14 protein-coding genes are annotated in these 16577 nt (G+C 70.4%); 6 read left to right on the forward strand and 8 right to left on the reverse strand.

The window, feature by feature from the left end; all coding sequences use genetic code 11:
• Window positions 1-250: 250 nt before the first annotated feature.
• From KSO97_RS11160 to KSO97_RS11170, 3 genes are all read left to right on the forward strand, one after another.
• Window positions 251-1120, forward strand: a complete 870-nt coding sequence (locus KSO97_RS11160) for a TIGR03619 family F420-dependent LLM class oxidoreductase (protein WP_232678866.1) — start codon at window positions 251-253, stop codon at window positions 1118-1120.
• A 146-nt stretch (window positions 1121-1266) separates the two neighbouring features.
• Window positions 1267-1410 (forward strand): GPGG-motif small membrane protein, encoded by a 144-nt coding sequence (locus tag KSO97_RS11165; RefSeq protein ID WP_232678867.1) that lies wholly within the window; start codon window positions 1267-1269, stop codon window positions 1408-1410.
• An 80-nt stretch (window positions 1411-1490) separates the two neighbouring features.
• Window positions 1491-2507, forward strand: coding sequence for a hypothetical protein (locus KSO97_RS11170; RefSeq protein ID WP_232678868.1), 1017 nt, complete (start codon window positions 1491-1493; stop codon window positions 2505-2507).
• On the opposite strand, the gene KSO97_RS11175 is transcribed toward KSO97_RS11170, so the two are convergent.
• Together KSO97_RS11175 and KSO97_RS11180 are read right to left on the reverse strand one after the other, a co-directional pair.
• Window positions 2476-3069 (reverse strand): lysophospholipid acyltransferase family protein, encoded by a 594-nt coding sequence (locus tag KSO97_RS11175; RefSeq protein WP_232678869.1) that lies wholly within the window; start codon window positions 3067-3069, stop codon window positions 2476-2478. The genes KSO97_RS11170 and KSO97_RS11175 overlap by 32 nt on opposite strands.
• Before the next feature lie 115 nt (window positions 3070-3184).
• The gene (locus KSO97_RS11180) at window positions 3185-3943 is read right to left on the reverse strand and encodes a hypothetical protein (protein WP_232678871.1); all 759 of its coding nucleotides are present in this window, start codon (window positions 3941-3943) and stop codon (window positions 3185-3187) included.
• A 118-nt stretch (window positions 3944-4061) separates the two neighbouring features.
• Here KSO97_RS11180 and KSO97_RS11185 point away from each other — a divergent pair, with 118 nt between their 5' ends.
• Window positions 4062-4703, forward strand: a complete 642-nt coding sequence (locus tag KSO97_RS11185; protein WP_232678873.1) for a TetR/AcrR family transcriptional regulator — start codon at window positions 4062-4064, stop codon at window positions 4701-4703.
• Window positions 4704-4850: 147 nt separating this feature from the next.
• Here KSO97_RS11185 and KSO97_RS11190 read toward each other — a convergent pair whose 3' ends face one another.
• Window positions 4851-5489 carry a hypothetical protein gene (locus KSO97_RS11190; protein WP_232678875.1) on the reverse strand — a complete coding sequence of 213 codons (639 nt, stop codon included), beginning with the start codon at window positions 5487-5489 and terminating at the stop codon, window positions 4851-4853.
• Window positions 5490-5796: 307 nt separating this feature from the next.
• On the opposite strand from KSO97_RS11190, the gene vapB reads away from it, so the two are divergent.
• The gene (gene vapB, locus KSO97_RS11195) at window positions 5797-6030 is read left to right on the forward strand and encodes a type II toxin-antitoxin system VapB family antitoxin (protein WP_232678877.1); all 234 of its coding nucleotides are present in this window, start codon (window positions 5797-5799) and stop codon (window positions 6028-6030) included.
• Window positions 6027-6422 (forward strand): type II toxin-antitoxin system VapC family toxin, encoded by a 396-nt coding sequence (locus tag KSO97_RS11200; RefSeq protein ID WP_232678879.1) that lies wholly within the window; start codon window positions 6027-6029, stop codon window positions 6420-6422. Before vapB ends, KSO97_RS11200 begins: the two co-directional genes overlap by 4 nt.
• Window positions 6423-6476: 54 nt before the next feature.
• On the opposite strand, the gene guaA is transcribed toward KSO97_RS11200, so the two are convergent.
• From guaA to KSO97_RS11225, 5 genes are all read right to left on the reverse strand, one after another.
• Window positions 6477-8048 carry a glutamine-hydrolyzing GMP synthase gene (gene guaA / locus KSO97_RS11205; protein ID WP_232678882.1) on the reverse strand — a complete coding sequence of 524 codons (1572 nt, stop codon included), beginning with the start codon at window positions 8046-8048 and terminating at the stop codon, window positions 6477-6479.
• Between the two features lie 391 nt (window positions 8049-8439).
• On the reverse strand, window positions 8440-10158 hold the full coding sequence (locus KSO97_RS11210) for a GMC family oxidoreductase (protein ID WP_232678884.1): 1719 nt from the start codon (window positions 10156-10158) through the stop codon (window positions 8440-8442).
• A 93-nt stretch (window positions 10159-10251) separates the two neighbouring features.
• Window positions 10252-11889 carry a succinic semialdehyde dehydrogenase gene (locus KSO97_RS11215; RefSeq protein WP_232678885.1) on the reverse strand — a complete coding sequence of 546 codons (1638 nt, stop codon included), beginning with the start codon at window positions 11887-11889 and terminating at the stop codon, window positions 10252-10254.
• A 441-nt stretch (window positions 11890-12330) separates the two neighbouring features.
• Window positions 12331-12795 carry a hypothetical protein gene (locus KSO97_RS11220; RefSeq protein ID WP_232678887.1) on the reverse strand — a complete coding sequence of 155 codons (465 nt, stop codon included), beginning with the start codon at window positions 12793-12795 and terminating at the stop codon, window positions 12331-12333.
• A 74-nt stretch (window positions 12796-12869) separates the two neighbouring features.
• Window positions 12870-16454: an ABC transporter ATP-binding protein gene (locus KSO97_RS11225; protein WP_232678889.1), complete on the reverse strand. Its 3585-nt coding sequence runs from the start codon at window positions 16452-16454 to the stop codon at window positions 12870-12872.
• Between the last annotated feature and the right edge of the window lie 123 nt (window positions 16455-16577).

Here is a 16577-nt window from a genome sequence, read left to right on the forward strand (position 1 = left end):
TCGCCGTGGTGACGGCGGCTGCGGCGTCGCCGCCGCCACCACTGCGGACCAGCAACCACGAACCGGCACCCGCGACGAGCACGAGCAGCGTCACCGCGGCGGCCACGATCCTTCGGCCGCGTCGCGGCCCTCTCTCCAGCCCTGGTCGCTTGATCACGTACCTCACCGTGGCCGTCACGGCTGTGCATTTCGGGGCCCCGACCTGTCGCGAACCTGTGAAACGAACTGGAACACGTTCTACTCTCGGCGGGTGCGCTTCTCCATCGTCACCGCGTTCCAACCCGTCGACCACCTGATCCCGATCGCGCGTCGGGCCGACGAGCTCGGCTACCACGCCCTCTCGGTACCTGATCACGTCGTCGATCTGGAGACGCTGGAGACGCCCTACCCCTACACCGAGGACGGCAGCCGACGTTGGGAGGTCGGAGCCGACTGGCCGGATCCGTGGGTGCTGATCGGCGCCCTCGCCGCCGTGACGACGCGGGTGCGGTTCTTCACCTCCGTCTACGTCGCCGCGATGCGCAACCCGTTCCAGGTCGCCAAGACGGTCGGCACGGCGGCCGTGCTCTCCGGTGACCGGGTCTCGCTCGGCGTCGGCATCGGCTGGTGCCGGGAGGAGTTCGAGCTGCTCGGGGCCGACTTCCGCACCCGCGGACGGCGTACCGACGAGGCGATCGCCCTGATGCGCGCGCTCTGGGAGCCGGGCTGGACCGAGTTCGAGGGCGAGTTCTACTCCGCGCCACGTCTGCAGATGAACCCGACGCCCTCGGCCCGCATCCCGATCTACATCGGCGGCCTGTCGGACATCGCCTTCCGTCGCGCGGCCCGCCACGACGGCTGGGTCGGCGACATCTACCCGCTCGCCGAGACGATCGCGCACTCCCGCCGTCTGCACGAACTGCGTGAGGAGGCGGGACAGAGCGGGCCGTTCGAGATCATCACCTCGATCTCCGACGCCTTCCTCCCCGAGCAGTTCGAGGAGGCCGCCGCTGCCGGCGTCACCGAGATCTGGACGATGCCCTGGGCCTACTACCACGGCCTGGACGCCACCCTGGACCAGAAGCTCGACGGCCTCGAGCGCTTCGCCGCCGACTACGGCCTCGGACCCGCCCCGCGCTGACCCGTCTTCCTGGTGCGGCGCTGAGCGCACCGACGCCATCGGGTCGCACACGTCCCACAGCGGACGGGCCTCATCCCACAGGTGGGGTGTAGCGACCGCACTCCCCCCGCCCTAGGTTCGGCTGACCCGAGAGAAGGAGTGGCCTGATGGCGTTCTTGTTGTGGATCCTGGCCGTGATCCTGGTGGTCGCGGGCATCGTGCAGTTGTTCAAGGGCGAGACCCTGTGGGGCATCGTGCTGATCATCGTCGGCTTCGCAGTGGGCCCGGGCGGCTACAGCATCTTCAAGTAGCGACCGCACGAAGGCTCTACCCTTCACGCCAAGTGGCGGTCCGGTCAGTCGGACCGCCAGGCGTGAGGTGGAGGTGCGGCATGGAGCACGAGTTCGCTCCTACCTTCGACGACGTCGCTGCCGAGCTGCGGCGCCTGCGCAGCACTGTCGGAACTCCCTCGTTCGCCGAGATCGCGATCCGGGTCAGCGACGTGCGCCTGCGCCGCGGCCTCTCCGTCGAGGGAGCTCGGGTGGCTCGGTCGACTGTCTATGACGTCTTTCGGCCGGGGCGACGGCGCCTCGACTTCGCGTTGCTGGCTGATGTCCTCGCGGCGCTGGAGGTCGACGAGGCCTCCGCCGCAGCGACGACGGCGATGGCGCGACGCGCCGTGGCGGCCCCTGCTGTCGCCCTGCACCCCGCCCCGCCGGCGACCGAGACGCTCTCCCGCGATGACCACGAGGTCATGAGACGGCGGCCGGGGCGACGTGTGCTGGTCCTGCTCGCCGCGTGCGTCGCACTGAATCTCGCGGGTCGCCTGACAGTGCTCGCTCTCGGCCTGCCTCTCCACCTCGACATGGTCGGAACGGCCATCAGCGCAGTGGTTCTCGGTCCGTGGTGGGGTGCCTTGGTCGGGGCGACCACCAACCTCGGCGGCACATGGATCAGCGGTCCTGCCTCGATCCCGTTCGCGCTCGTCAACGTGGCCGGCGCGTTGGCGTGGGGCTACGGAGTCCGACGTCTCGGTCTGGGGCGCACGCTGCCCCGGTTCTTCGCTCTCTGCGTCGCCGTCGCAGTGCTCTGCTCGATGCTGGCTGCACCGATCGTGCTCGCCTACCACGGCCGCATCGACCACGCGAGCGCCGACGTGATCGACCACGTCGTGCTGCTCACGCATGCGTGGGCCCTGTCGGTGTTCTCCAGCAATCTGCTGATCTCCTTGGCCGACAAGCTCGTCAGCGGCTTCGTGGCGCTCGCCGTCGCGGAGTCGCGGCCCGGCTACACCGCCAGGTTCGGCCTCGGTTCACCTCGGTCTGCCGACCCCGGGCCGACGCTGACCTCCCAGGCGATCACCAGTACGAACGCTCTCAGGCGAACCCGCCGGCCGACTCCTCCTTGAGGCGTGGCTCGGTCGCACCCTCGGGCCGGATTCCGGTGACGCCCGAGTAGAACTCGCGAACGCGATCCATGTCGGCCACGACGTCTCCGCTGGGGTGGAAGGTGGGACCCCAGCCGACCGTGCGCGACGGCGCGTCGAGGAACGCCAGAGTGATCGGCAGCCCGGTCTGCTGGGAGATCCGGTAGAAGCCGGACTTCCAGTACTCGCCTCTGGAGCGGGTCCCCTCGGCGGCGATGCCGAGCAGGAACGACTCCGAGGACGACGCGTCCGCCAGCAGGTCCCGGATCGTCCCTCCGGGGTTCCTGCGGTCGAGCGACACGGCACCCGTCGCCCGCAGGATCCACGCCAGAGGCCCGCGGAACAGCGAGTCCTTCACGAGCAGTCGGATCGTCACGCCGCTGTCCCACGCCAACAGCATGGTGAGCACCCAGTCCCAGTTGGAGGTGTGCGGGGCACCCACCAGGATCGCCGACTCCGGCACCTCCCCCGACGTCCGCCACCGGGCGACCTTGAGGAGGGTGCGGGCGAGAGTACGGCGCACGGGCATCGGGGAACGGCTCACGCCGGAAGCCTAGTGAGCACAGCGGACGGCCTCGGCGACCGGCGTCGACGGAGCCCGGATCGGGCAGGCGCCCTCTCACCGGGCGAACCTGTCGGTGCCGCTACCCGTCCCACCGCTACCGCAGCGCGAACTGCCGGGCGAGCGTCTGGTATCCCCAGGCGAGCACGAGCCACGGTGCGATCAGCCACGGCGAGTTCAGCAGGAGGAATCTGAGCCCGAAGTCCATGAAGCTGGAGGTGTCGGTCGACTCCAGCCCCCCGATGAGCTCGGAGCCGTAGTAGTACCACGTCAGCACCGTGTGGGTGACCGCCGTCGACATCACCAGCAGGGTGCCGCGGACGTCGGTGAACCGCGATCGCCTCAGGAGGATCAGACCCACCAGGCCGACGCAGCCGTTGGTGACGGAGAGGACCTCCATCATCAGGAAGTGCGAGTCCGGGTTCAGGTAGCGCAGATCGCCGCCGTCGATGTAGTTCCACCAGGCATAGGCCCAGGCACTGTCCTGCGCTTCCGCGATCCGCTCGTGCAGGATCAGCCAGCCGAGCTCCCAGGTCAGATGAGTGACGTAGGAGGCGATGACGAACGGGAGCACGGTGGCCTGTAGCCGCTGGTAGCGGGTCCAGCCGCGGAGCGACGGAATGGGCAGACACGCTGCGAAGATGCCGAGGAAGTACCCGATGGTGGCTTGGACCACCATCGCGTCGGCCATCGTGCCGCGATCGGCGTCGGTGCCGAAGACGAGGTAGACGTACAGGGGGAACGCCAGTGCGAGCGATCCGAAGCCGAGGATCCATGCGCCCCTCAGCGCGCGTGACGGTGGGATGGCGGGCTCGACCTGGCCGATGGCGGTCGGGCGCGTGAGAGTGACGGCCATGCCTGCTCCTGGCGCTAGTACGGTGAGATATCACCACAGTAATTGCTGTTACTCGTGCGGAACGTAGCATGACTTCGCTGCGGTACGTGGCCGCAGGGAGACGAGGAGCAGGAATCCGATGGGGACGGCGAGCAACGAGGCGCCCTTGGTCGCACGCCTGGACGACGCCCGGCGCGCGGTCTACCGCGAGCACATCCTCGACGTGGCCGAGGCGGAGTTCGGCCGATGCGGATTCAGCGCCGCCAAGGTCGGCGACATCGCCACGCGTGCCGGCATCTCGCTGGCCACCCTCTACAAGACCTTCGCCAGCAAGGCCGATCTCTGGGACGCGTTGAACACCGATCGGATGGAGGAGTTCACCCGCGTCGTCACCGAGCGGACCTCCGCCATCGCCTCACCGCTGGAACGCCTCCTGGTCGGCGCACGTGCCGAGGTCGAGTTCTTCGCCGCCCGCGACGCCTTTCTGCAGCTCCACCTCAGGGACGGGCTCAGCTGGGGCACGGCGTCCACGTTCCCCGGCGCGGGCCAGGGCGCTCAGCGAGTGGCGTGGCGGACGGGCATGGCGATGACGGCCGCGACCGCACAAGAGGCCATCGACGCGGGCGAGTTGCGACAGGTCCGCTCCGAGGTCGCGGCGGCGATCGTCATCTCCTCACTCCAGATCTGGCTGACCGACTGGATCGCCACCGGCCGGTCGCGTCCGATCGACCAGGTCGCGGACGACGTCGAGGAGCATCTGCGACGGAGCCTCGCCGTCTAGCGGTTCTCGCACCGCTCGGGCGCGCGACGGCGTGCCGGCGGCCTCCTGCCTCCTCCGTCTGAGAGGAAGCGGGCTCGGCGGGGAACGACACGGACCCCGCGAGCGCCCGAGAGCGCCCGCGGGGTCGACATCATCCGCAAGCGGGGTTCACAGGGACATCGGCGCGAACGAGAGCGCGTCGCGTCCGACCGCGCCACTGGCGGTGTCGGTGGAGGTGATGAGCAGCTTGGCCTGCACTGACTGGACCGTGCGGCCGCCCAGGCAGGAGGACGGCACGCTGAACAGCACCAGGTAGGAGCCCGACACCGACGTCGTCGCGCCGTCGCAGCCGATCCGCTTCATCGCGCCGGACTTGCTGCTGTAGACGGCGATCGGGTCGAGCGAGGGGTAGGCGACCACGACCTTCGCCACATACGGCTTGGGCGTCGTCTTCTTGATGATCTTGCCCTTCTTGTCGCGCTTGATCTTCGGCTTCTGCTTGACCTTCATCGTGACCGCGTAGGTGACCGTGGCCGCGTTCTCCGGCTGGTTCTCCCAGATGTCGAGGGTCCACGAGACGGTGCCGTACTCGACCTTCATGTCCGCGTCGTCCACGTCGGCGGCGTTGTAGGCGGCTTCGGACATGCCGCCGCCGGTGACGATCACGTCGCCGGTCGGGTCGTCGACCGACTGACTGGCCGCGTGCGCGGGCGCACCGAGAGCGGTCGAGATGGCGAGGGTGGCGACCGTCGTCAGGGCCAGGGTGGCCGAGCGACGTCGGGTCGAGCGGGCGAGTCGATGGAGCATGCGTTCCTCCGATGCAGATGGGGCGTGCGCACGAGACGCGCTGCCCGGCGGGCGGCATGAGTGTGGCGGCTCGCGTCACCCCGGCTCGACGGTTCGAGGCGCCGCCGCCAAGTCCGGACAAACTCCGGACAGCAGCAGCGGGACCCCGCGCCGACGTGACCGAGGCGGACTAGACCCGCTCGCCCGTGGCGACAGCGCAGCGGCGCGCGCCACGGAGCCGACGGGCGGAGGCGCGACCGGGCATCACGCGAGAGTAGCGGTGGCCGAGGTGGCAGATGTCGGCCGGACCCGCGTATATACTGGATGTATGTCCGTGACGACATCCCTCTTCCTGTCCAATCGCACCCAGGCGGTGCGGCTCCCGAAGGCGGTCGCCTTCGATGCGTCGGTCACCGAGGTCGAGATCGCGGTGGTCGGCGAAGCGCGCATCATCCGTCCGGCCGGGTCCCGGGTCGAGGTCTTCTGGTCGAGCCCGATCCACATCAGCGACGACTTCGCCCGCGACCAGCCGGCAGAGCTGACCGAGCGCACCTGGGGATGACGCGCCGACACCTGATCGACACCGACGTCGCCATCGAGTTGCTTCGCAAGCGAGACACCGCGGTGCGGGAGCGGTGGCGGCAGGCCGGCGTCGTCGCCGCCTCCACGATCACGCTGTACGAGCTGCGGTACGGCGCCGCTCGCTCAGCCGACCGCCGCACCAACGACCTGGCGATCGATGAGTTGGCGAGCGTGGTCGACGTCCTCGAGTTCGATTCCTCGGCGGCCGAGCACGCCGGCGACATCCGCGCCGCGCTCGCCGCGGCCGGAACTCCGATCGGCCCCTACGACGTCCAGATCGCCGGGCACGCGCGGTCGCAGGGACTCATCCTGGTGACGCGCAACCTCGCCGAGTTCGGCCGCGTCGACGGCCTTCGCATCGAGCGCTGGTAGTCAGCAGGCACAACCGTCACCGGGCGGGCAAAGCCGGCAGCCAGCGCCGGAGGCTCACTCCCACTCGATCGTGCCCGGCGGCTTGCTGGTGACGTCGAGGGTAACGCGATTGATCTCGCGGACCTCGTTGGTGATCCGGGTGGAGATGCGCTCGAGGAGGTCGAAGGGCAGGCGGGCCCAGTCGGCGGTCATCGCGTCCTCGGAGGTGACCGGACGCAGCACGACGGGGTGGCCGTAGGTGCGGCCGTCGCCCTGGACGCCGACCGAGCGGACGTCGGCGAGGAGCACCACCGGCATCTGCCAGATGTCGCGGTCCAGCCCGGCCTTGGTCAGCTCCTCGCGGGCGATCGCGTCGGCCTCGCGGAGGATGTCGAGGCGCTCGCGGGTGACCTCGCCGATGATGCGGATACCCAGGCCGGGCCCGGGGAACGGCTGACGCCAGACCATCGTCGAGGGCAGGCCCAACTGCTCCCCGACCGCGCGCACCTCGTCCTTGAACAGCGTGCGCAGCGGTTCGATGAGCTCGAACGTCAGGTCGTCAGGCAGACCGCCGACGTTGTGGTGGCTCTTGATGTTCGAGGTCCCCGCACCACCGCCGGACTCCACGACGTCGGGGTAGAGCGTGCCCTGCACCAGGAACGCGGTCTCGCCCTCGGCCGCGTCGCCGAAGACGCGCACCTGCGCAGCCTCGAAGGTGCGGATGAACTCGCGCCCGATGATCTTGCGCTTCTCCTCCGGGTCGGTGACCCCGGCGAGCTCGGTGAGGAACTGGTCGGCCGCATCGACGACGTCGAGGGTGTCGAAGACCTCTTCGAAGTCACGCCGCACCTGCTCGGTCTCGCCCTGCCGCATCATCCCGTGGTCGACGTAGACGCAGGTGAGGCGATCGCCGATCGCGCGCTGCACGATCGCCGCAGCGACAGCGGAGTCGACGCCGCCCGAGAGCGCACAGATCGCGCGGCCCTCGCCGACCTGCGCGCGGATACGGTCGACGTGCTCGTCGACGATGTTGACCATCGTCCAGGTCTGACGACATCCGGCGATGTCGTGCAGGAAGTGCTCCAGCACCTGCTGGCCGTGCTCGGAGTGCAGCACCTCGGGGTGCCACTGGACACCGGCCATGCGGCGCTCCAGGCTCTCGAAGGCCGCCACCGGGGTCACCGCCGTCGAAGCCAGGACGTCGAAGCCCGCCGGCGCCGCCGTCACCGAGTCGCCGTGCGACATCCAGACGGTGTGCTCGGCGGCCATGTCGGCCAGCAGCGTTCCGGGCTCGGACACGCTCACCGGCGTGCGGCCGTACTCGCGGGCGCCGGTCGCGGCGACCTCGCCGCCGAGTCCCCGCGCCATCAGCTGGAAGCCGTAGCACATGCCGAAGACCGGGACGCCGGCCTCGAAGATCGCCTGATCGATCCCCGGCGCACCGTCCTCGTAGACCGAGGACGGCCCACCGGAGAGCACGATCGCCTTCGGTCCCATCGCGAGCATCTGCTCGACCGGCAGGTGGTGCGGAACGATCTCGGAGTAGACGCGCGCCTCGCGCACACGCCGGGCGATCAGCTGCGCGTACTGCGCCCCGAAGTCGACGACGAGGACCAGATCGTGCTCGGAGGACGCAGCCGCTGTCATGCGCCGGATTCTAGAGGTGACGACGTGCGCGCCCGCGCCCGACCACGTGACAGCAGGTGCGCCGCGGTGTGGTGACGGCCGCACGCCGTCTCACCGGGTTTCGAGACGCTCGCTGCGGTCGCTCCTCCACCACCGACACCGGCCGAAAACCCAACAGGGCCCCGCCGGGGAGGGAGGGTGGCGGGGCCCTGGGCGCCGCACAGCTGCGAACAGCGCACGGACGTCGAACTCGGCCCTTCGGGAGGGAGCTGTGAACGCCGAGTTCGATGGTCTCAACGACCTGCCGAGAAGCGGGTTACGTACGTCTCGACCGAATTTTGCCCAGGCTGCAGGTGCTCTAGATCACTGTGACAACAGCGGATACGTTGTCACACGGCGGCATGGAGCCGGATCACGAGATCCCGACGATCGGCAGGCGCAGTGCGCCCATCGCCGTCGGCGGCACAGCCGGCGACTCCGGCGAGACGGGCTCGATCCGCTCATAGGCCGCACCCAGCGGCGGCCGAGGGTCGGACTCGCCCTTGTTCGGCCAGAACGACATCGCCCGCTCCGCCTGCGCGGTGATCGTCAGCGACGGGTTCACACCCAGGTTCGCCGTGATCGCCGAGCCGTCGGCGACGTGCAGACCGGGGTGACCGAACACCCGCTGATATCCGTCGATCACGCCGTCCTCGGGCGAGGTGCCGATCGCGCAGCCACCGATGAAGTGCGCGGTCAGAGGCATGTTGAACGGCTCACCGATGTTGCCGCCCGCCGTGCCGCCGAGGACACCCGCGATCCGGCGGACCGCGTCGTTGCCGGCCGGGATCCACGTCGGGTTCGGCGCGCCGTGCCCCTGGCGCGACGTCATCCGCCAGCGACCGGTGAACTTCCCGCGCTTGCCGTAGGTGGTGATCGAGTTGTCCAGGCTCTGCATGACGAGCGCGATGATCGTGCGCTCGGACCAGTGCTTGAGGTCGTAGAGGTCCTTGACGTTGCGACGCTCCTTCCACAACTCCTTCAGCCACGTCTTCCAGCGCGGGCCGTCGCCGTCCCCGTCGGTCAGCACCGTCTGCATCAGCGCCATCGCGTTGAAGCCCTTGCCGTAGCGCACCGGCTCGATGTGGGTGTGCTCGTCGGGGTGCCAGCTGGAGGTGATCGCGACGCCGTAGGTGTAGTCGGTCGGATCCGACGTCGGGGCGATCGCTCCCAGGATCGACTCGGAGTTGGTGCGCGAGAGGTAGCCCAGTCGGTCGGAGAGCTGCGGCAGGTGCCCCTCGTCCTTCATCCGGTGCAGCAGCTTCTGGGTGCCCAGCGATGCAGCGGCGAACACGACCTGGTCGGCGGTGATCACGCGCTGGGTCGCCGCCGAGGGAACCTTCGCCTTCGTGTAGCGAACGTGGACGTCGTACCCGCCCAGACGGCGAGGTGCCACCCGGGTCACGGTCGTCAACGGCAGCACCACGGCGCCGTTCTTCTCCGCCAGGTAGAGGTAGTTCTTCACCAGCGTGTTCTTCGCATTGTGGCGGCAACCCGACATGCACTCGCCGCAGTTGAGGCAGGTGTTGCGATCGGGGCCCTCACCGCCGAAGAACGGGTCGGCCACCTTCTCCCCCGGCGCCTGACCGGGACCGCCGAAGAAGACGCCGACGGGTGTGGGGTGGAAGGAGTCGCCGACACCGGCGTCGGTGGCCACCTTCTCCATCACGTCGTCGGCCGGCGTCCGCACGGGGTTCTCCACCACGCCCAGCATCCGCTTGGCCTGGTCGTAGAACGGTGCGAGCTCGGACTGCCAGTCGGTGATATCGCGCCACTGCGGGTCGTTGTAGAAGGCCGGGAGCGGCTCGTAGAGCGTGTTGGCGTAGACGAGCGAACCACCGCCGACACCGGCCCCCGCGACGATCATCGTGTCGCGCACGGCATCGACGCGCTGGATGCCGTAGCAGCCCAGCGCCGGCGCCCAGAGATATCGGGTGATGTCGAAGGTCCCCGAGGTGAAGTCGGAGTCCTCGAATCGCGCGCCGGCCTCGAGGACGCCGACCTTGTAGCCCTTCTCCGTCAGGCGGAGCGCGGTCACCGATCCGCCGAATCCGGATCCGATCACGAGGACGTCGAAGTGGTTGCTGGTCATGATCTGGTGCTGCTTCCTGTGCGACGGCTGGGTCTTCGACGACCCGCGATGGGGCGCCGAAGCGTTGCTGAGGAGGTGCCGGACGGGGTGAGGTCAGGCCCGGCCGAGCTTGTTCATCAGGCGGAGCGAGGTGGTCATCATCTTCGCGTAGGCCTCGTCGGACATGCCGAACATCGGAGCGAAACGCAGCCCGCGCTGGGTGCCGACGGCCTGGCTCTCGGTGTAGCGATGGATGCCTTCGCTGCCCTGACGACGACCCATGCCGGACTCGCGCATGCCGCCCATCGGAGAGTCGATGCTGGCGAAGGTGGCACCGAACGCCTCGTTGATGTTGACGGTGCCGCACTTGATCTGGCGGGCGAGCTCGCGGGCACGGGCGCCGTCCTGGCTGTAGATCGAGGCGTTGAGCCCGTACTCGCCGTCGTTGGCCCGCGCGACCGCCTCGGCCTCGTCGTGGAACCGGTAGAGCGAGATGACCGGACCGAACGTCTCGTTGCCGAAGCAGGTCATCTCCGGCGTGACGCCTTCGAGGATCGTCGGCTCGAAGTAGAACGGGCCGAGGTCGGGGCGAGCCTTGCCGCCGGCGAGCACGCGCGCTCCCTTGGAGACGGCGTCCTCCACGTGGGCGGTCACGGTGTCGAGCTGGTCCTGAGAGATCAGGGTGCCCATGTCGTTGCCCCAGTCGAGGGTCGCTCCCAGTGTCATCGCCCGGGTGCGGGCCACGAAGCGGTCGACGAAGCGGTCATAGACCTGGTCGGCGACGAACATCCGCTCCATCGAGACGCAGAGCTGGCCGGCATTGGAGAACGACGCACGGACGGCACCTTCGGCCGCCTTCTCGATGTCGGCGTCGCGGAGGATGAGGATCGGGTTCTTGCCGCCGAGCTCGAGCGAGCAGCCGATCAGACGCTCGGCGCACTGGCGCGCGATCACCTTGCCGGTCGCGGTGGATCCGGTGAAGCAGATGTAGTCCGACTGCTCGATGATCGGCGTGCCGAGCTCCCGACCCGGGCCGGCCACGACCTGCCACAGATCCTTCGGGAAGCCCGCCTCGTCCAGCAGCCGCGCGCCGTAGAGGGCGCTCAGCATGGTCTGGGCGTCGGGCTTGGCGACCACCGCGTTCCCCGCGAGCAGCGCGGGCAGGCCGTCGCACAGCGCCATCGTGAAGGGGTAGTTCCAGGGCGAGATGATGCCGACGACGCCCTTGGGCACGCGGTTGACCTCGACCCGGGTGAGGGCGGGGATGACGCCGATCTTGCGCTGGGTGTCCAGGTGCTGCCGCGCCGTCCGGGCGTAGTAGCGCGCCGTCAGCGCGATGTGGAGCGGCTCGTCGAAGGCGTGCTTCCGCGCCTTGCCCGACTCCAGCACGATCAGGTCGATGATCTCCTGCTGGCGGTCGAGCACGAGGTCGTGCAGACGCAGCAGCGCCGCCGCACGCTCCTCCACCGGAGTGCGCGCCCAGATCGCCTGCGCCCGGCGAGCACGGGCGAACGCCTCGGCGACGTCCTCGCTCGTCGACTGCGGGATGTGCGCGAGCGGAGCTCCGTCCAGCGGGCTGTGCACCTGGGTGGTGCGGCCGCTCGTCGCGAGCAGACGACTGGTCAACCGCGCGACGTCGTCCGGCTCGAGCGCGTAGGACGCCGTGGGGTCGTGCTCGGGGTCCGCGGGGCCGTCGACCAGCGGACCACCACTGGAGATCGGGTCGGAACCGGACGTCGGCGGGGTCGTCATATGCCGAGCGTAGGTGACGCCTGTCTCACCGGCTACCGATGCGTAACCGAATGTGGCGCTTTACACATAGAAAGTGTTTGTCAATAGCGCGGGAATGCGGTCGACGGCGACGTGGATCGAACGTCAGGGCGGTGACTCGCGACGTCGTCAGCAGAGGTGGGCGTACGCCTCACCGGGTTTCGAGACGCTCGCTGCGCTCGCTCCTCAACCACCGGGGGGCGCGGCTGGACTCACCGGGTTTCGAGACGCTCGCTGCGCTCGCTCCTCAACCACCGGGGGGCGGGGCTCGCCTCACCGGGTTTCGAGACGCTCGCTGCGCTCGCTCCTCAACCACCGGGGGGCGGGGCTCGCCTCACCGGGTTTCGAGACGCTCGCTGCGCTCGCTCCTCAACCACCGGGGGCGGATCGGGACGCTCGCCCCTCGACCGCCGAAGCTGCCGGTCACGAGCAGACCGACGTCGCCTCGTCGACGGCCTCACCCAGACGGCGCTGGGCGTCCTCGACCTCGCTGGTATCGACGTCGAGACCGCGGGCGGAACGGCGCGCCTGGTCGGCGAGGTCGGCGACCGCGTCACGCGCGTCGGCAAGCGCCTGCTTCGCGTCGCCACTGATGCCGCGCTCGGCAGCAGCCAGCGCATCTCGGACGGCCTGGAGTGCGCGTCCGGACGCCGACGGGTCGGCGGTGAGTCCGTCGACGGCGCGCTGCACGGTGTCGCGGACACCGGAGGTCGTGGAGTCCACCGCCGAGCATGCGGCGTCGTTGGCCGAGTCGCGCACGGCGTCGCCGACCTCTGAGCACGCCGTCAGCGCCAGCAGACCGGGGAGCATCAACGCGGCGCCGATCCTCATCCGCACCACCGTGCCCGGGCCGCCACCTGCCGTACCGCTCGTCGAACTTCTGCTCATGCGTTCAGCCTGCCAGGCGACGTGGAGTCCGCGACGAGCCGGACCGACCGAGCAGCGCGACAACGGTCGGCCATTCAGCCGGCGAGGTGCGACCACGACGGCGCGAGCTCGTGCCACGGACCGACCGCCGCGATCTGGCCGTCGACCAGCACCGCCACTCGGTCGGCCCGCGCCAGCGCGGCCTCCTTCGACGTCGCGCCGATCACGGTGACCCCCCGCTCGCGCAACGACTCCCACAGCTCGATCTCGGTCGCGGCGTCCAGGGCACTCGAGACGTCGTCGGCGAGCAGCAGCTCGGTCTCAGCGGCGAGAGCGCGCGCCAATGCGAGCCGCTGCACCTGCCCACCCGAGAGCCGCACACCGCGGTGTCCGACCAGCGAGTCGGGCCCCCCGGCCTCGGTCACGTCGCGGTCGAGGCGAGCCGCATGGACGGCCCCGTCGAACGGCCGGGGATGCCCCAGCCGCACGTTGTCGGAGAACGTGCCCGACAACACCCGAGGCACCTGAGCCACGTGGGCGACCTGGCCCGGGCGCAGGAAGGTCTGCGCGTCGTCGATCGGCACGTCGTTCCACCGGATCGAGCCGCGATGGTCGATCAGCCCCGCGAGCACACCGAGCAGGCTCGACTTGCCCGATCCCACCTGACCGACCAGGAGGACCAGTTCGCCGCGCTCGACCACCAGGTCGACGTCGACGACGCCACGCGTGCCGTCGTCGTGCACGGCCTCGACGGACTCCAGGTGCAGACGCTGGAGGGGGACTCGCGAGCCCGGGTCGGGCGTCGGCGCCTGCCCGGTGACGAGATCGACCCCGGCCGGCATCGCCATCAGGTCCACACCGCCCGCGAACCGCGCGGTCGCCTTCTGCCAGGAGCGGGTGCCTGGCGCCTCCGTGACCACGGAGCCGGCGACTCGGCCGAACCAGTCGAAGCCGTTGACCGCGCCCGAGACGAGGAGCGCCGTCGCGAGCCCCCAGCCGTCGGCGACGTACACGGCCCAGGCCGCGACCACGCCGAGCTGCACCATCACGACGGGCACGCCGTCGAGGAGTGCCTGGACGCGGTGCTCCTTGACCGCGGCATCGACGCGCCCGCCGTCCACGTTCCGCAGGTGCCGGTGGATCTCCGGCGTGGCGGCCGCCAGCTTGATCGTGCGCGCCGACTCCAGGGCCGAGACGAGCGCGCGGCCGAACCTGGCCCGCGCCGCCGACGCGGCTGCCGCCGATCGACCGGCGATCGGCCGACCGGCGGTCGAGGCCAATGCCGAGGCGACCATGACCCCGAGGAGGATGCCGCCCGAGAGCAGGCTGCCGCCGATCACGGTCGTGGCCACCACGATGATCAGACCGTTGATCAGGTCGACCCATCGGTCGGCGTACCTGGCATAGCGATCGGCGTCCATCGCCCGCGCAACGACCTCGCCGGGCGGGGTCTTGGCGAGACGGTGCTGCGCGGTCTGGCCGGCGAGCACCGACATCCGCGCGCGCAGCCGAACCTCGATCCACCAGTGCGGGTAGCGCAGGAACGCGCTCGCGAGCACGAGCGGCGCCGCGAGCAGGGAGACGGTGAGCACGATGCTCCACCCGAAGGGCTCGCCGCCGTCTCGCAGCGACTCCACGATCTGGCCCCAGACGAAGGCGGTCAGCATCCCGAACGCGCCGGTGACCGAGGCCAGCAGGAACAGCACCGCGCCGGTGATGCCCCACTCGGGACGGATGCGCAGGGCGTGCGCGATGCCGCGCGCCAGGCTCGGCCCCGTGCCAGGGTCGGGGGGCGTCGGCGCCGGCCCGGAGCGGCGGATGCCCCCGACCACGCCGTCCGTGCCGTCGGGTGCCGGATCCGACGTCGCCGTCTCGGCTGTGCGGGCGCTGGCCTCCAGCAGGGTACGGAAGGGCCCCGGGCGGGACGCGAGCTCGGCGCGCGGACCGTGGTCGACCACACGACCCGACTCCAGGACCGCGATCTGCTCGGCGCGCGCGGTCGTGCCGAGCCGGTGCGCGACCAAGATCCCGGTGCGCCCGCGAAGGAGTCGTTCGGAGGCCCGCACGACCAGGGCCTCGGTCAGCGGGTCCATCCGCGCGGTGGCCTCGTCGAGCACGACGACCCGGACGTCGCGCACCAGCAGACGCGCGAAGGCGACGAGCTGCTCTTCGCCGGCTGAGAGAGTCGTCCCGCCGGGGCCGAGCACGGTGTCCAGCCCGTCGACCAGCCCTCCGACCCACTCCTCCAGGCCCAGCTCGGTGACCGCGCCCTCGATCTGCGCGCGCGGGCGGTCGGCGAACAAGGCGATGTTCTGGGCGAGCGTGCCGGCGATGATCTCGGTGCGCTGGGTCACCACGCCGACGGCGGCGCGCAGCTGCTGCAGGTCGAGATCGAGGACGTCGACGCCACCGAGCAGCACCGCACCTGCGGGCGGCTCGACCGCGCGGGAGAGCAACGAGGCCAGGGTCGACTTGCCCGAGCCCGTGCGGCCGACCAGAGCGCAGGTCTCCCCCGCCGGGACGCGCAGATCGATGCCCTGGAGCGCGAACGAGCCGTGGGCGTAGCTGAAGTCGAGATCGACGAAGGCGACGTCGAGGGAGCCGTCGGGCAGCGGAAGACCACCGACCGGCTCGGGCTCGGCCTCCACGAGCTGTCGCAGGCGGAGTACCGCCCCCCAACCCTCCTGGAGGTCGGGAAGGTGACGGGCGAGCTCGTCGACCTGGCCGACGAAGGAGGAGGTCACCAGGAAGAGGGTGACCAGTTGGGCGACCGAGAGATCGTCGTTCGCGGCCAGGGCGATGCCGACCAGTGTCATCGCTGCCAGGAGCGAGCTCAGCAGCGTGCCGGCACGTCGGGTGATGCGGACCTCGACCTGCAGCACCCGCGCGAGTCGCCGGTGGGTCTCCGACGACAGGCGCGCCAGCCGCCCGACCACGTGCGCCTGGCCGAGGCTGGTGCGGACGTCGTCGCGCCCGGCGACGCCCTCCTCGAAGGCGGCGGCGTGATCGGTCCAGGCCAGCTCCTCCTCGACCTTCAGTCGCGCCACCTCGGGCAGCAGCCGTCGCACCACCAGGACGACCAGCACGCCGCAGGCGGGGAAGAGGAACCAGGCGGGCCACCACGTCAGACCGGCGACGATCCACATCGGGAACGTGGCGAACACGGTGCCGAAGGCGTCCCACACCTGGCGGCGCACCACGGCGCCCACCTCCCAGGTGTCGTCGTCGACGCGGTCGAGGATCTCCCCGACCGCCTGCTCCGAGAGCGTCTCGAGGGGCTGGTGGAGGGCACAGGCGAGCAGGTCCGCCCGCAACTGCCCTTCGGCGCGGTCGGAGACCGAGGCCCACAGCGTGCGTCCGACGGCGTCGAGCACGGCACCCCCGACGACGAAGACGGCGAGCAGCCCGACGAGCCCGACCGTGGCGTGCTCGGCGATCCGGCCCGCCACGACGGTGCCGAGGGTGTAGCCGACCGCCGAGACGGCGGCGATGGCCAGCGCGACCGCGGCGAGGGGTCGCTTCAGGCGCCGCCAGTCGACGTGGCGGGCGGGATCATCGGACGTGGGCACCGGGACCGGCCCGCCACGCCCGCTGCCCGGGCCCGGCTGCACCTGCGACCGGGCGCTTCCTGGAGCCTGGTCGTCGCGCTGCGGATCATCGGCCTCGGTCACGGTGCTCATCGGCGCCGACGCTACGCCGCCCCGCCGACACTCCGCGCCCGATTTTCCGGCGTGCTGCCTCGAAATCGAGACGGGTCACCGCGAAAACGGACACCGGCCCCGAGCCTCACCTCATGAGCGCGG

It is taken from the genome of Nocardioides sp. R-C-SC26 (assembly GCF_021246465.1).
Taxonomy (GTDB): Bacteria; Actinomycetota; Actinomycetes; order Propionibacteriales; family Nocardioidaceae; genus Nocardioides.